Source organism: Paraburkholderia sp. J11-2, from assembly GCF_905220185.1.
Classification (GTDB): domain Bacteria; phylum Pseudomonadota; class Gammaproteobacteria; order Burkholderiales; family Burkholderiaceae; genus Paraburkholderia.
On sequence record NZ_CAJMYY010000017.1, the window covers coordinates 20,826 to 33,403 of the forward strand.

General features: G+C 64.3%; 14 protein-coding genes. 5 read left to right on the plus strand and 9 right to left on the minus strand.

The genetic code is table 11. The features are described from left to right. Positions 1-60 precede the first annotated feature (60 nt). The gene (locus U5A57_RS23385) at positions 61-1,086 is read right to left on the minus strand and encodes an amidohydrolase family protein (RefSeq protein ID WP_321914011.1); all 1,026 of its coding nucleotides are present in this window, start codon (positions 1,084-1,086) and stop codon (positions 61-63) included. A gap of 16 nt (positions 1,087-1,102) precedes the next feature. Continuing rightward, positions 1,103-2,080 (minus strand): PhnD/SsuA/transferrin family substrate-binding protein, encoded by a 978-nt coding sequence (locus U5A57_RS23390; RefSeq protein WP_321914012.1) that lies wholly within the window; start codon positions 2,078-2,080, stop codon positions 1,103-1,105. A gap of 407 nt (positions 2,081-2,487) precedes the next feature. Between U5A57_RS23390 and U5A57_RS23395 the strand changes: the two genes are divergently transcribed. Further along, positions 2,488-4,035: a methyl-accepting chemotaxis protein gene (locus U5A57_RS23395; protein WP_321914013.1), complete on the plus strand. Its 1,548-nt coding sequence runs from the start codon at positions 2,488-2,490 to the stop codon at positions 4,033-4,035. A 126-nt stretch (positions 4,036-4,161) separates the two neighbouring features. Here U5A57_RS23395 and U5A57_RS23400 read toward each other — a convergent pair whose 3' ends face one another. After that, a complete protein-coding gene (locus U5A57_RS23400; protein WP_321914014.1) occupies positions 4,162-4,590 on the minus strand; it encodes a hypothetical protein in 429 nt (142 codons plus the stop codon). Between the two features lie 30 nt (positions 4,591-4,620). Then, positions 4,621-5,649 (minus strand): helix-turn-helix domain-containing protein, encoded by a 1,029-nt coding sequence (locus U5A57_RS23405; protein ID WP_321914015.1) that lies wholly within the window; start codon positions 5,647-5,649, stop codon positions 4,621-4,623. A gap of 186 nt (positions 5,650-5,835) precedes the next feature. Here U5A57_RS23405 and U5A57_RS23410 point away from each other — a divergent pair, with 186 nt between their 5' ends. Beyond that, positions 5,836-6,981, plus strand: a complete 1,146-nt coding sequence (locus U5A57_RS23410; protein ID WP_321914016.1) for a peptidyl-alpha-hydroxyglycine alpha-amidating lyase family protein — start codon at positions 5,836-5,838, stop codon at positions 6,979-6,981. Positions 6,982-7,002: 21 nt separating this feature from the next. Here the strand turns inward: U5A57_RS23410 and U5A57_RS23415 are convergent, their stop codons facing one another. Beyond that, positions 7,003-7,821, minus strand: coding sequence for a DeoR/GlpR family DNA-binding transcription regulator (locus U5A57_RS23415; protein WP_321914017.1), 819 nt, complete (start codon positions 7,819-7,821; stop codon positions 7,003-7,005). A gap of 31 nt (positions 7,822-7,852) precedes the next feature. On the opposite strand from U5A57_RS23415, the gene U5A57_RS23420 reads away from it, so the two are divergent. From U5A57_RS23420 to U5A57_RS23430, 3 genes are read left to right on the plus strand one after another with little or no spacing between them, the layout of a single operon-like run. Next, on the plus strand, positions 7,853-8,458 hold the full coding sequence (locus tag U5A57_RS23420; RefSeq protein ID WP_321914018.1) for an NUDIX domain-containing protein: 606 nt from the start codon (positions 7,853-7,855) through the stop codon (positions 8,456-8,458). Next, on the plus strand, positions 8,455-8,862 hold the full coding sequence (locus U5A57_RS23425) for a DUF4406 domain-containing protein (protein ID WP_321914019.1): 408 nt from the start codon (positions 8,455-8,457) through the stop codon (positions 8,860-8,862). The genes U5A57_RS23420 and U5A57_RS23425 overlap by 4 nt, the downstream gene beginning before the upstream one ends. Beyond that, positions 8,844-9,140, plus strand: coding sequence for a YciI family protein (locus tag U5A57_RS23430; protein WP_321914020.1), 297 nt, complete (start codon positions 8,844-8,846; stop codon positions 9,138-9,140). Before U5A57_RS23425 ends, U5A57_RS23430 begins: the two co-directional genes overlap by 19 nt. A 20-nt stretch (positions 9,141-9,160) precedes the next feature. Here U5A57_RS23430 and U5A57_RS23435 read toward each other — a convergent pair whose 3' ends face one another. The 4 genes from U5A57_RS23435 to U5A57_RS23450 all read right to left on the minus strand — a co-directional run bounded on the left by U5A57_RS23435 (position 9,161) and on the right by U5A57_RS23450 (position 12,453). Further along, positions 9,161-9,964 carry an FRG domain-containing protein gene (locus tag U5A57_RS23435; protein WP_321914021.1) on the minus strand — a complete coding sequence of 268 codons (804 nt, stop codon included), beginning with the start codon at positions 9,962-9,964 and terminating at the stop codon, positions 9,161-9,163. A gap of 123 nt (positions 9,965-10,087) precedes the next feature. Then, positions 10,088-10,585, minus strand: a complete 498-nt coding sequence (locus U5A57_RS23440; protein WP_321914022.1) for a pyridoxamine 5'-phosphate oxidase family protein — start codon at positions 10,583-10,585, stop codon at positions 10,088-10,090. 95 nt (positions 10,586-10,680) lie between these two features. Then, entirely contained in the window at positions 10,681-11,532 is an 852-nt protein-coding gene (locus U5A57_RS23445; RefSeq protein ID WP_321914023.1) for a carbohydrate ABC transporter permease, read from the minus strand. 21 nt (positions 11,533-11,553) lie between these two features. Then, positions 11,554-12,453 (minus strand): sugar ABC transporter permease, encoded by a 900-nt coding sequence (locus tag U5A57_RS23450; RefSeq protein WP_321914155.1) that lies wholly within the window; start codon positions 12,451-12,453, stop codon positions 11,554-11,556. Positions 12,454-12,578: the final 125 nt, after the last annotated feature.

Sequence of the window (12,578 nt, forward strand, 5' to 3'; positions counted from 1 at the left end):
GTACTTTTCCGTTTCTGCGCGGCTCGCGCCGCGCTTGTTAACCACGCTTGTTAATCGCGCTTACTTGCCGCGCGCCTTCAGGCGGGCGTCGAGGCGCGGATACACGCGGCGTGCGTTGCCTTCGAAGATCTTGTAGCGGTCTTCGTCGTTGAGCGCCGGGCACGCGTCGATATAGCGCTTCGTGTCGTCGAAGTACTGGCCCGTGATCGGGTCCTTGCCACGTACGGCGCCGATCATTTCGGAACCGAACAGCACGTTGTCGGACGGAATCACCTTCGTGAGCAGCTCCACACCCGGCTGGTGATACACGCACGAATCGAAGAAGATATTGTTCAGCAGTCCTTCAAGCGGACGCTCGCGCATTTCCAGCGACATGCCGCGATAACGGCCCCAGTGATAAGGCACCGCACCGCCGCCGTGCGGAATCACGAGACGCAGCGTCGGGAAGTCCTTGAACAAGTCCGACTGCAGGATCTGCATGAACACCGAAGTGTCCGCGTTCAGATAGTGCGCGCCCGTGCCGTGAAAGCACGGATTGCACGAGGCGGCCACGTGAATCATCGCGGGCACGTCGAGATCGACGAGCGCTTCGTAAAGCGGATACCACTCGCGATCGGTCATCGGCGTGCCGGTCCAGTAGCCGCCCGAGGGGTCCGGGTTGAGGTTGCAGCCGATGAAGCCCAGTTCCTCGACACAGCGGCGCAGTTCGGCAATGCTGTTCTTCGGCGCGACGCCCGGCGACTGCGGCAACTGGCACACCGGCGCGAAGTTGTCCGGATACAGCTCGGTCACGCGGTACACGAGGTTGTTCGACACTTCGGCCCATTCGAGGCTCGTGCGCTCGTTGCCGAGGTGGTGGCTCATCAGGCCCGCGATGGGCGAAAAGAGCGTGAGGTCGCTGCCACGCTCTTGCTGCAGCTTGAGCTGGCCGTTGCCGATCGCGTCGCGAATCTGGTCGTCGCTCACATGGGCGCCTTCGAGCGACGGCGCGTTGGCCGGGTCGTTGGCAAATTCAACCTGCTTCGCGCGCCAGTTGCGAAACGATGCAGGCACGGTCGTGAAGTGGCCGTGGCAATCGATAATCATGATGTCTCCGTTCGTATCAGCGGGCCAGCGGGTCGACGAAAAGCTCGTCGATCGCCATGCGGCGCGGCGTGAGGCCCTGCTTGAACGCGGTCTGCTCGAGCGCCTCGATCGTTTTCAGGTTTTCCGCGAGGCCGTACGGCAGCGGGTCGTTGCCGACGATCTTGCGCAGCGCGAGGTACTTCTTGTCGCCTGCGGTCGTCGCTTCGCCGGCATCGAGGCGGGCAAGCCACTGCTTCTTCGCTTCGGCGAAGGCGTCGTAGATCGACTTCGCGATCCACGGATGCTCGGCGAGCACCGAATCCTTCACGACGATCGTGCCGTGCATCGGGTAGATGCCGGTGCGCGCGTAGTATTGCGCTTCGAGTTCGGCTGCGTTGGGCAGCAGGTCCGGGTAATCCGCCTCGACTTCCTTCCAGCCGCCCGTGGGCGCGCCGGTGCGGCCAATGCCGGCTGCGGCGGCAAAGCCTCCCACCAGTTCGCCGGTGGCCATCATGTCGGCAAGCGACTTGCCCTCCGGTGCGTGAATCACGTTCGAAGGCAGCTTGAGCTGCGTGACGTGTTCTTCGTCGTCGACGACCCACGTCACCTTCGACGAATCGAGCCCGAACTCGTCGATCAGCACCTGGCGCGTCCACACGCCCGTCGTGACCGAGTAGGCGCGCACGCCAACCTTCTTGCCTTCGAGGTCCTTCGGATGGCGAATGCCCGCTTCCGGGCGCACCAGCAGCCCGCTATGGTGGAAGCGGCGCACCACGAAAATCGGCAGTGCGACGAACGGCGCGCCGTAAGCGCGGGCGATGATATAGGTCGTCGGCGCGAGTTCGCACACGTCGAATTCGACGTCGCGCACCATGCGGCGGAACGCGCCGATTTGCGGTTGTACGGTGACAAATTCTGCGTCCACGCCCTCGATGGGAATGGAACCATTGCGAATGGCCGACGTGTGCGGATGCTCAGCGATTGCGATCTTGAGCGGGACTTTCTTGGTCAACATCCTCTCCTTTGGATTGCGCGGCGCGGCTTACCCGATGGATTTCGCTGCGCCGGACGTATCGTCTCGATGGAGTGAGAATAGGGGAGGCGCCAGGCAGCGTCCCTATACAAAACGCACATTCACTGGCACTTTTGTCGAAGCCGCCCTGCCTGAATCCCGGTCACTGCAAAGCGTTGCGGCCGACACGCGCAACGGACGAACCGGCGATCGCGGCGCAAGCGGCGCGAGTGGCGACTTGATCGCACCCCGGGAAAACCACCATTGCGCAAAGGCGCCCGCGCCGCCCTTCAGTTCCCTCGCGGCGCGCCGTAAACATGTCCTGAGCGTGTTCAGTGCTTCGCCGTCTCGCGCGCGAAGGCACTGCCGTTTTTCTGCAACATCGCCCCTCGCGTTCTGGAGCCATCCTCGTGTTTGCACGACTCTCTATCTCTGTCCGTCTGCGCATCGCGGTCGGGGTGCTGGCCTTGCTGATCGTGGCAGCCGGCGTTTCCGGCCTCGCGGGCATGTCGCGCACCAATACGGCGCTCGGCTATGCCTACTCGAACCAGCTCGCCGCCGCCATCAACATTGGCAAGACGAACCTGAATCTGACCATCGCGCGCACGACGCTCGACCGCATCCTTTTGCACCCGGACACGCCCGACACTCAGGCCCTGCTCGACAAGGCGCAGACCTACCTCGCCACCTCGAACAAGGCGTGGGACGTCTACCGCTCGCTGCCGCACGCCCCCGAAGAACAGGCGCTCGCCGACGACGTTCAGACCGCCCTCACCGGCATGCTGGAGCAAGGCATCCAGCCGCTCATGGCCGCGATCAAGCAAGGCGAACGGCAGGCCCAGGATGACATTGCGATGAAGCGCATTCCGCCGCTCTCGGTTGCGCTCACGAAGGCCTCGAGCGCGCTCGAGGCATGGCAGAAGGCGCATGGCGAGCAGGCGTTCGACCACGCGCAGGACCGCTATTCATCGCTGCGCGCCGGCAGCATCGCCCTGATCGTGCTCGGACTCGCCGTGGCGCTCGTGTGCGCCGTGGGCCTGCACCGCGCGATCGCAGCGCCGCTGGAGAACGTGCAGGGCGCGCTCCAGCGCATTGCGGACGGCGACTTGACCGCGAACCTCGACACGCGCTCCAGCGACGAAATGGGCCGCCTCGTGACGAGCCTGAAGGCCATGCAGGACGCGCTTGCACACACGGTGCGCAAGGTCAGCCATAGCTCCGAGTCCATTTCCACGGCAACGCGCCAGATCGCCGCCGGCAACGACGACCTCTCTCAGCGCACCGAAGAGCAGGCGGCCTCGCTGCAGGAAACGGCCGCGAGCATGGAGCAGCTCACCGCCACGGTGAAGCAGAACGCCGAGCACGCGCGTACCGCGCAAACACTCGCCAATAGCGCACAGGAAGTCGCCGATCGCGGCTCGCAGGTCGTGAGCCACGCCGTGCAGACGATGGAGCGTATCGACGGCAGCTCGCAGAAGATCGCCGACATTACCGGCATCATCGAAGGCATTGCTTTCCAGACCAATATTCTCGCGCTCAACGCGGCGGTGGAAGCCGCGCGCGCGGGCGAACAGGGCCGCGGATTCGCCGTTGTCGCGAGCGAAGTGCGCTCGCTTGCGCAGCGTTCGGCGGCGGCCGCGAAAGAGATCAAGACGCTGATCGCCGAATCGGTCGAGCACGTTTCCTCGGGCTCGGAGTATGTGCGCTCGGCGGGCGTGACAATGAACGAAATCGGCGAATCCATTGGCCGTGTGACGACCATCATGCACGAGATCGCGAACGCGTCCGAAGAGCAGCGCGACGGCATCGAACAGGTGAATCTCGCGGTCTCGCAGATGGACCAGGTCTCGCAGCAGAACGCTGCCCTGGTGGAAGAAGCGGCCGCGGCCGCCATGGCGCTCAGCGAGCAGGCCGACGCGCTGCGCGATGCCGTTGGCGCTTTCAGGCTCGCGCGCTAAGGCGCAGTCGAGGCGCTCGCGGCAACGATCGATCGAGGTGTGCCCCGCGAACCGGCCACCTCAATTCCTTAGGATGACCTTACAGTTCGCCATACGGGCACGCTCGCACGTATAGCCCTGCGCGACTCAACTCGCGCAGGCCAGCGCCCGCATCCGGCGCGACGCATCGAAGTCCCGCGCTTTCATAGCGGCCGCAGCGCAGCCCCGCTTGTCCAGCCGCTCGGCGAGCAGCCAGCAAAACGCGTCCAGTTCGGCCCTGCCGTGCGTCGCAATGAATTCGCGCATGACTTCATGCACGGCGCTTTCCTGTGTCGCCGCCGAAAGCATGCTGGAAATGTGCGACGCGCCGCGCGCAAGTTCGAGCGAATACGCCGCTTCGTAGTAGTACAGGCCGCCTTGACGCGGCTTTTTTTGGGTCTTCTTCATGTTTCCCCCGTTTGCCCGAATCTCGCAGGCGCCTGCATCTTTGCAGGTGGCGCATGACGCGGCAATGAATCGGCGGTGCCTGAAGCCAAATCTGTCGTTACGTCTCAAATACTTGTTGTTTTGTCTCACGCGCGCTTGCACGACACGCGCGTTTCATGCTCAACGCATCAAGGCCATCCAGTAGCGCCAGTCGTCCACGCCGGACTCTTTCGCGAGTTCGGTCTCGCCATTGAGCGCCAACATACGTACCGCGCGTGGCGAGAGGCCAATCGAGCGGCGAAATGCGCGCGTGAAATTCGCGGCATCGGTAAATCCATGCGCGGCGGCAATATCGGCAATCGACATGCTGCGTCGCGCCGGGTCGGCGAGCATGGCGCGGCAACGCCGCAAGCGGCGCTCGCGCACGTAGGTCGCGAAGCCGCCCTCCTGCTCGAAAAGCCGGTACAGCGTGGCGCGCGACATGCCGAATGCGCGCGCAACCCGCTCCGCGCTTAAGTGCGGATCGGTCAGGCGCTTCTCCACATACCGGCATATCGATACGAACGCGCATTCCTGCACCGCCGGCATGTGTTCCGGGCTCACGCTCGCATTGAGCGCGCTGGCCGCGAGCTGAAGCGTGGCAGGCATGACGGCCTGGGCGTTGGCGAGCGTCATTTGCGGGGCGTGCCGGTAAAGCGCGCCCAGATGCTCGCGCAGCAGCGCGACCGTGGGATCGGCACCGCGAATCACACGCATGCCCTGCTGGTCCGGCGCATGCAGCAAAGGTGCGAGCAAGCGCCGCGGCACCGCCAGATTCAGGAATTCGCTTTGGGTGGTTTCGGTCGCGAGCGGCTGCGCCGCGTCGACGATGAACATGTCGCCCGGTTGCGTACACCCTTCCGGACCGCCGTCGCGCACCCGGCATTGGCCGCCTAGATAGAACTGCAGAACATATTGATCGTGGCCATCGCGCCCGATCTTCGCGTTCGAGCGGTCGTAGCGCTGCGCGCCCGTGCGTATCGAACCCAGCACTACATCGCCGAACAGGTAGCCGCTCACGGCGGAGCCAAAACCGGCATCGCGCGATTCGGCGGTCTGCGTGTCGAAGAGGACGTTCACCGCCTCTCGCCACGCGGAAAACTGCTGATCGCGTGGCAAGACGCTCGTATCGAACGCGGAATGCGGCAGGGAATTAGGCGTTGGGCTCATGGGCCACCTCGGTATGCGAAATGACTACGGGATCGGAATCCTCCACTCGATTACTGCGCTATCGGTTGCGCGCGCATATTCTTTAGGGTGCGCGCGGCAATGTTTGCGGTCAGTTCACGGAACGCCCCGCGCGGGTTGCAGTGCACAACGTTCGCCACCGTCTTCGAACAAGAGGAGAAAGGTCCGATGAGCCCGCTTCATTCGCTTCATTCCGTTGGCTGTCCATGCTGCGGCGGCCTTCTGCAGGGTGCCTTCACGCGTCGCCAGTTCCTCGCGGCAACCGCCGCCCTCGCCGCCGCGCCGGCCTTCGGCCAGACGCAAACGGTTCCGTCCATTGCTTACGATTCCATTCCCAACCCGGTTCGGCTACCGGTGGACATGTATTTCGGGGAATGTTCGGGCGTCGCGGTAAATTCGCGCGGGCACATTTTCGTGCTCTCGCGCGGCAATAGTATTGGACCGGCCTACGGCGCCGCAGCAGCGCAATTGCTCGAATTTGCGGCAGATGGACGGTTTGTCAGGGAAATCGGCCACAACCTGTACGCGTGGTCGTTCGCGCACACCGTGAAGATCGATCGGCAGGACAACATCTGGGTGACGGACAAGGGCTCGGACATGGTTATCAAGTTCACGCCGGAAGGCCGCGTGGCAATGGTGTTCGGCCGCAAGCAGGAAGCCGCGGACGAAGAAACGGGACCGCTCAAGCATCCGAACCCGCCCTTGCCTTCCGAGCCCGGACGCTTTCGCCAGGTCACCGACGTCGCATGGGACGCCGCCGGCAACACCTACATCAGCGACGGTTATATCAACTCGCGCGTGGCGAAAGTCGACAAGGACGGCAACTGGCTCAAGTCCTGGGGCGACCGCGGCACCGGACCCGGACAGTTTCATACGCCGCACAGCATTGCCGTCGATGCGCAGGACCGTATTTATGTGGCAGACCGAAGCAACCGGCGCATTCAGGTGTTCGACGCGGATGGCAAGTTCCTGAAACAGTTCACGATCGACGTACCGGTGCCGCAGGGCGCGCGTCCCGCGATTGGCAACGTGCCGGACGAAGCGACGATCGCCGCGGGCACGTTCGCGCCGGGGTCGCCGTGGGCGATCTGCATCTCGCCGGGTCCCGACCAGGTGCTATACAGCTCCGACGCTTTCCCTGGGCGCATTTACAAATTGAGCCTCGATGGCGAGTTGCTCGGTGTATTGGGCGAATCGGGCAAGCAGCTGAAGCAATTTGGCTGGATCCACGAAATGGCGTGCCCCGCGAAGAACGTGCTCTTCGTCGCCGAATTGCTGAACTGGCGCGTGCAGAAGCTGGTGCTTCACGCTTAACCCGACGGCGCGCTCATGCACTCAAGCGCGCACCACCGTCACGCCCGCCGCCTCGATTGGTTCGATTAGCTTCGCGTCCGTCGAGCGCTCGACAACGATGGTCTGCGCCATGCCGATCGGGCCGATGCAGTAGGGCGAGGCGGCATTGAGCTTCGCCGCCGAGGCCAACACGACCGTTTCCGCGGCGCGCGCGGCCAGTGCGCGCTTTACATAGGATTCCTCGAAATCTCCGGTGCTGAGCCCCGCTTGCGCGTGAACGCCCGTCACGCCCATGAAGTACAGGTCCGCGTGAATGTGCGCAATCGCCTCCACGGCCGCCGCGCCCACCGTGACCACCGAGTGCTTGTACAGCTTCCCGCCGATCAGCACGACTTCGATGGTGGGATGCTCCGCGAGCGCGACCGCCACGCCGGGGCTATGCGTGACGACGGTCGCCCGCAGGTCGCGCGGCAGACACTCGACTAGCAGCGCGGAGGTCGTCCCGCCATCGACGATCGCCACCTGCCCCGGCGCGATCATGCCTGCGGCCTTTTGCGCAATGCGCCGCTTGGCCGCCACCTCCATGCCACGCCGCTCGGCAATGGGCGCCACCGCCGGCGAAGCCGGCAGCGCGCCGCCGTGCACGCGTTGCAACAGGCCTTCGGCCGCCAGCTCGCGCAGATCGCGCCGCACCGTGTCCTCGGAAACGCCGAACTTCGCGCTCAGTTCGCCCGCGAGCACCTGGCCTTCGCGTTTAAGGGCTTCGAGTATCGCTTTCTTTCGTTGATCTGTGAGCATGAGAATCGCACCAATCTGCTTGCACGAATTTTCTTGATTTTGCACGAAACTGCACGATACCATGAATGGCGAATCCTGACCAATGGGGAACGAGATGACGGCAATTGCAACGAAAGACCGTGTGCGGATGATCGAAACCACCGTGCTGTCCGACGACTGGTATGTGCTGCGCAAGGTGACCTTCGACTTCCTGCGCAGCAACGGCAAATGGCAACGCCAAAGCCGCGAAACCTACGATCGCGGCAATGGCGCGACCATCTTGCTGCACGACCCGCAAAGCGGCAACGTCGTGCTCACGCGGCAATTTCGCATGCCGACCTTCGTCAACGGGCACGACGGCATGATGATCGAGGCGCCAGGCGGCCTGCTCGACGACGCCGCGCCCGACGAGCGCATTCGCGCCGAAGTCGAGGAAGAAACCGGCTATCGCGTGCGCAATCTGCGCAAGGTATTCGAGGCGTACATGAGCCCGGGCTCCGTGACCGAGAAGCTTTACTTCTACCTGGGCGAATACGACCCCGCCGAGCGGCCCGGCGCGGGCGGCGGCGTCGAGGAGGAAGGCGAGGATCTGGAAGTGGTCGAAGTGCCGCTTGACGAAGCGCTACGGATGATCGAGCGCGGCGAGATCGTGGACGGCAAAACGATCATGCTGCTGCAGCACGCTGCGTTGCGCGCAACACGCAAAGAGGTCGCGGCATGACGCCTCAACTCATTCTGATTGCGGGACCGTGGCGCGGCGGCACCCACGGCGACCCGGCGCTCATGGCCGCGAACCTCACCAGGCTCGAAGCCGCCGCACTGGACGTTTTCCGCCTCGGCCATACGCCGATCGTTGGTGAATGGCTGTCGCTTCCCCTCGCCGCCCAGGCGGGCTCGAAATGCGTTGGCGACGCCATCAGCGAAGCGTTCCTGTATCCGGTGGCCCACCGCATGATCGCGCATTGCGATGCCGTGCTCCGCATACCTGGCGACTCGCGCGGCGCCGACGCCGATGTTGCGCTCGCCCGTGAAGCCGGCAAGCGCGTGTATTTCGACCTGGCTGAGATACCATACGCGTCTTGCGCCCTCTCCGACCAGACGCCGCCATGTACATCGTTTCCCTGACCTACACTGCCCCGCTCGAGCGCATCGACGACGCCCTTCCCGCGCATCGCGCCTACCTCGATGCGCAGTTCGAAGCGGGCAATTTCGTCGCCGCCGGTCCGAAAATGCCGCGCGACGGCGGCGTGATCATCGCCTCGCATATGCCGCGCGAGCGGCTCGATGCGCTGCTCGCTGCCGATCCGTTTGCGCAGCAAGGCGTCGCCGGCTACGAAGTGACGGAATTCAAGGCCACGCGCCTCGCGCCCGGCCTCAATCTGCCGCGTCCCGAAACGCCGTGAACGCGGCCGTTGCGGGTTTTTCAGCTCGTTGAGCCCGCAATCGGCGCCACCATGCCCGACCAGACGATCTCCAGCTCCACGGCAATGGATCGCGCGAGCCCGTCGAGCCCCGGAAACAGCGACGCATTCGTGATGTTCATGCGGTAGAGCCACTTCATCGCATCCATGCGGATGCGCTCGGGCAGCACGATCTTGTGCAGCAGCTCCTCGTGGCTCTCGTAGCCTTCGAGGATGGCCTGCAACGGCTTGTCGATCACGCCCGGCACGACGAAGGTGCCCGACTGCGCGACGAGCCGGTCGTCCATCTCCGTGGGCTCGCCCGACCAGAGAATTTCGTTCGTGTTGCTAAAGAAGTAGCGTTCGAAGTTGTCGTGCGCGCGCGGGTCGATCACGTCGCGAGTCAGCGTGGGATTGGTCTTGGGCAACGCGCGGCTGTTCCAGAGCGCGGGCGTGTTCAGCGCGTAGACGGCCGCGTCGCCGGTTGCGCGCTCCAGCGCGAAAAAGGCCGCGACAAACGGGCTTTTCGTGAAATCGAGCAGCCGCGTGGGCGCACCGTGGTGCTGCATGAGCGCGAGGCAGCGCAGATCGTCCTTGAGCAGGTCGGGATGCGCAAGGAAGTTGTGCGCCTTGCGGCGAAACACGCGAATGGCGCGCTCCTCGCGCTGGCGCCATTGCAGCCGGTCGCCCACGTAGTCGCGCATATAGCGCGTGAGCGAGCTTTCGAGGTGCCACTGCGCGTTCTGCTGGCCTCGAAACGCCCAGCCGTCGAGCTGCGTGGTCAGCGCCATGAACTGCTGCCAGTCTGTGAGTACCGTGGTCTGCATCGTTGTTCCGGAAGCGTTTGTCTTTGCGTGGCGACGGGCCCATGAAGCGCGCGCCGCGCAGAGCACGCTAGCACATCGACAATGACAACATCACGAAGCTTGCGTCACGCGCCTCGGGCAAGCTCAGGCGAATGCGCGCAGCATCGCGATCTGCTCGCGCCAGCGCGTCAGTACGCGATCAGGCTCGTAGAGCCGGAACGTCACGCCGCTGCGCACCTCGGCATATTTCGCGCGATGCTCGGTGACAGACTCGATTTCCACGCGAAAGACGCTCAGTTCGAGCGCCATTTGCCGTTGCGCCACGGCGTGAGCGCGTGCGCGTATCTCCAGCAGTGCGCCGTCGTGGACGAGCGAAAGCGTGAGGCGCGCGTCGCGCACGAGATTGGCCGTGGTGCTGGACTGCGGCCAGAGCGCGATGAGCAGCGTGTTGGCGTTCACGGCCAGGATCTCGCCCGCGCTCAGTTGCGCGCCGTGCGGCCAGCCGTCCTCGCTTACGGTCGAAAGGCGGATCGCATCGGAAAGGTGCGCTTCGAGGTGGTCGCCGTCGAATTCGCGCACGAGCGCGGCGGGCAGTTGCGTGGCGGGCTGGATGGGCCGCGGGGTCGGTTCGTTGTGCTGCATGGGGCGTTCCTTGCGGGCGTGACTTGCGTCGGGTCTCCCGAAATTGGACCGTAGCGCCGCGCCGAAGTCAAATCGCCCCGCCTTTCATCAACCGTTCAGCCCTTGGTCGCGCCGAACGTGAGCCCCGCCACGAAGTGCTTTTGCATCGCGAAGAACATCATCACCGAAGGCAGGGCCGCGAGCACCGATCCCGCCGAAACGAGGTTCCATGCCGTCGTCCACTGCCCCTTGAGGGCCGCAACGCCCACGGTGATCGGCGCGGCGTCGTCGCCCTGGGTCAGGCACAGCGCCCAGAAGTAGTCGTTCCACACGAACGTGAACACGAGAATGGCAAGCGCGGCGAGCGCCGGTCGAATGAGCGGCAGCACGATGCGCACGAACACGGTCCATTCGTTCGCGCCCTCGATGCGCGCGGCCTCGACGAGTTCGAACGGCAGTTGCTTGATGAAGTTGCGCAGGAAAAGTGCGCAAAAGCCGGTCTGAAACGAAAGATGAAACAAGATCAACCCGCCCACCGTGTTGTAGAGCCCGAGCTTGAGCGTGAGATCGCGCACCGGAATCATCAGCACCTGGATCGGCACGAAGTTGCCCGCCACGAAAGTCGCGAACAGTGCCGAATTGCCCGGAAAGCGGTAGATGGCCAACGCATAGCCCGCCAGCGCCGCGAGCGCGATGGCACCGGCCACGGCGGGCAGCGTGATCTGCACGCTGTTCCAGAAGTAATGCAGCATGGGCGAAGTCGTGAGCGCGTCGCGATAGTTCTCGATCATCGCGAAGTGCTTCGGCCAGCCCCAGTAGTTGCCCTCGCTCAGCTCTTCGGTGGAACGTACTGAGGTGACCAGCACCGCAATGAGCGGCAGCAGCCAGATGATGAGCGCCACGGGCAGCGAGAGTTTGTACAGGCGGCGCGACGCGGGCTTCCATTTGTCGACCGGAATCGGAAACATGTGCGGCTCCTCGTGGCGGATTCAGTGCTCGCTGCGCAACAGGCGGCGCAGGTGATAGACGATATAGAGCAGCATAATCGCGAACAGCACGACGGCAATCGCGGCCGAATAACCGAGCCGGTAGTATTTGATTGCCTGGTCGTACATGTAGTACGCGAGCACCGTCGAGCTTTCGAACGGGCCGCCGCCCGTCATCACGGAGATGAGGTCGAAACTGCGCAGCGCGCCAATGACCGTGACCACCACGGCCATGAACGTGACGGGGCGAAGTTGCGGCAGGATCACGTGCCAGAGCATGGTCCAGCCCTTCGCGCCTTCCATGCGCGCGGCCTCGATCTGCTCGCTGTTGAGCGTGGTGAGGCCGGTGAGGTAGAGGATCATGCAGTACGCGGTTTGCGGCCACAGCGCCGCGAAGATGATGCCGGGCGTGGCGTAATTCGGGTCGCCGAGCACGGGTATGCCGCGGCCCAGCATGAGCGCGAGCAGGCCGAACGTGGGGTCGTAAAACCACGAGTAGATGAGGCCCACCACCACGCCCGAAAGCACGAATGGCGCGAAGAACAGCGACTTGACGATGCGAATGCCGCCCACCGCCTGGTTGAGGTACAGCGCGATCGCGAGGCCCATGGGCGGCGCGAGCAGGAACAGCACCAGCCAGATCACGTTGTTCTTGAGCGCCGTGTAGAACGTGGGCGCGTGGAACAGCTCGACGTAGTTGGCGAGGCCCACGAAGCTCGCTTCGGTCATGCCGTCCCAGTTGTAGAGCGACAGACGCAGCGTGGAGAGAATCGGCCAGATCACATAGACCGCGAACATGATGACCGCGGGCGCGAGAAAGAGGCACGCGGCACGGCGCTGGCGCCGTGCGGTGGGCGACACGCGGCGGCGCGGTTGAATGCCCCGCCCGCTTGCGTGCGGCATGCCGCCGTTCTCGCCACCCGCCGGTGCGGTTGCGTCCGCGCGATGCGCAACGGTGTGAGTCACTGCCTGTCTCACGGCAAAAACCTCCTGTCTACCTGCACGTAGGGCAGACGGCGCAAGCATGC

Excerpts from the sequence above, each read along its gene's own strand:
- U5A57_RS23385 (WP_321914011.1), bottom strand. The coding sequence starts at position 1,086 with ATGATTATCGATTGCCACGGCCACTTCACGACCGTGCCTGCATCGTTT.
- U5A57_RS23390 (WP_321914012.1), bottom strand. The coding sequence starts at position 2,080 with ATGTTGACCAAGAAAGTCCCGCTCAAGATCGCAATCGCTGAGCATCCG.
- U5A57_RS23405 (WP_321914015.1), bottom strand. The coding sequence starts at position 5,649 with ATGAGCCCAACGCCTAATTCCCTGCCGCATTCCGCGTTCGATACGAGC.
- U5A57_RS23410 (WP_321914016.1), top strand. The coding sequence starts at position 5,836 with ATGAGCCCGCTTCATTCGCTTCATTCCGTTGGCTGTCCATGCTGCGGC.
- U5A57_RS23415 (WP_321914017.1), bottom strand. The coding sequence starts at position 7,821 with ATGGTATCGTGCAGTTTCGTGCAAAATCAAGAAAATTCGTGCAAGCAG.
- U5A57_RS23420 (WP_321914018.1), top strand. The coding sequence starts at position 7,853 with ATGACGGCAATTGCAACGAAAGACCGTGTGCGGATGATCGAAACCACC.
- U5A57_RS23425 (WP_321914019.1), top strand. The coding sequence starts at position 8,455 with ATGACGCCTCAACTCATTCTGATTGCGGGACCGTGGCGCGGCGGCACC.
- U5A57_RS23430 (WP_321914020.1), top strand. The coding sequence starts at position 8,844 with ATGTACATCGTTTCCCTGACCTACACTGCCCCGCTCGAGCGCATCGAC.
- U5A57_RS23435 (WP_321914021.1), bottom strand. The coding sequence starts at position 9,964 with ATGCAGACCACGGTACTCACAGACTGGCAGCAGTTCATGGCGCTGACC.
- U5A57_RS23440 (WP_321914022.1), bottom strand. The coding sequence starts at position 10,585 with ATGCAGCACAACGAACCGACCCCGCGGCCCATCCAGCCCGCCACGCAA.
- U5A57_RS23445 (WP_321914023.1), bottom strand. The coding sequence starts at position 11,532 with ATGTTTCCGATTCCGGTCGACAAATGGAAGCCCGCGTCGCGCCGCCTG.
- U5A57_RS23450 (WP_321914155.1), bottom strand. The coding sequence starts at position 12,453 with ATGCCGCACGCAAGCGGGCGGGGCATTCAACCGCGCCGCCGCGTGTCG.